Genomic DNA, 1545 nt, shown 5'->3' on the forward strand with positions numbered 1-1545 from the left:
TCCTCGACGACGGCATCCTCACCTCCCTCACCCCCGACCGCCTCCACACCGTCCTCAACCCCAAAACCGACGCCGCCTGGCACCTCCACCACGCCACCACCCACCTCACCACCCTCACCCACTTCATCCTCTTCTCGTCGGTGGCCGGCACCTACGGCACCGCGGGACAGGGGAGTTACGCGGCGGGCAACGCCTTCCTCGACGCGCTGGCCCAGCACCGCCACGCCCAGGGCCTGCCGGCCACCTCGCTCGCCTGGGGCCTGTGGGACGACGAGAACAGCACCATGTCGGGTGCGCTCACCGACGCCGACCGCAGCCGCCTGGCCAGGACGGGCATCGCCGCACTGGCGCCGTCGCGCGGTCTGGAGCTGTTCGACGACGCCCTGACGATGGACGCCCCGGTCCTGCTGCCGATGGCGCTGGACACCGCCGCGCTGCGCGCCTCCGGCGCCGAGGTGCCGGCCATCCTGCGCGGCCTGGTGCGCACCCCGGCCCGCCGGTCGGCCCAGGACTCCGCCGGGGTCTCCGGCAACTCGCTGACGGAGCGCCTCGCCGGGCTGGACGCCGCCGAGCAGCAGCAACTGCTGCTGGAGCTGGTGCGCACGGAGGTCGCCGCCGCGCTGGACTACGCCGGGGCGGACGCGGTCGACGAGCGGCGCGGCTTCAAGGAGCTGGGCATCGACTCGCTCACCGCAGTCGAACTGCGCAACCGCCTCAACAAGGCCACCGGTCTGCGCCTGCCCGCCACCCTGGTCTTCGACCACCCCACCCCCGACGCCGTCGCCGAGCTGCTGCGCACCGAGCTCGGCGGCACCGCCGCGGTGGCGTCGGTGACCGGCCCGGTCGTCGATGTCCGGACGGACGACGATCCGGTGGTGATCGTGGGCATGAGCGCCCGCTTCCCCGGCGGGGTCCGTTCGCCCGAGGAGCTGTGGCACCTGGTGGCCACCGGCGGCGACGCCATCTCCGGCTTCCCGGCCGACCGCGGCTGGGACCTGGAGGCGCTGTACGACCCGGACCCGGAGACGGCCGGCACGTCCTACGCCCGCGAGGGCGGCTTCCTGCACGACGCCGCGCAGTTCGACGCCGAGTTCTTCGGCATCTCCCCGCGCGAGGCCCTCGCCATGGACCCGCAGCAGCGACTGCTGCTGGAGGCGTCCTGGGAGGCCTTCGAGCAGGCGGGCATCGACCCGGCCCGCCTGCGCGGCAGCCGCACCGGCGTCTACGCGGGTGTGATGTACCACGACTACGCCAGCCGGCTGCCCTCCCTGCCCGGTGACCTGGAGGGCTACCTGGGCACCGGCAACACCGGCAGCGTCAACAGCGGCCGGATCTCCTACACCTTCGGTCTGGAGGGCCCGGCGGTCACCGTCGACACGGCCTGCTCCTCCTCGCTGGTCGCCCTGCACCTGGCCGCCCAGGCGCTGCGCCAGGGCGAGTGCAGCCTCGCCGTGGTCGGCGGCGTGACGGTGATGTCCTCTCCGGGGACGTTCGTCGAGTTCTCCCGCCAGCGAGGCCTCGCCCCGGACGGCCGCTGCAAGCCCT

1 protein-coding gene is annotated in these 1545 nt (G+C 73.9%); it reads left to right on the forward strand.

Translation table 11 applies throughout. From position 1 onward, the window contains the following. On the forward strand, nt 1-1545 hold a 1545-nt coding region (locus J0670_RS37785), incomplete at both ends, for a beta-ketoacyl reductase (protein WP_207817293.1).

Origin of the sequence: Streptomyces sp. FH025, from assembly GCF_017427025.1 — a bacterium.
GTDB lineage: Bacteria > Actinomycetota > Actinomycetes > Streptomycetales > Streptomycetaceae > Kitasatospora.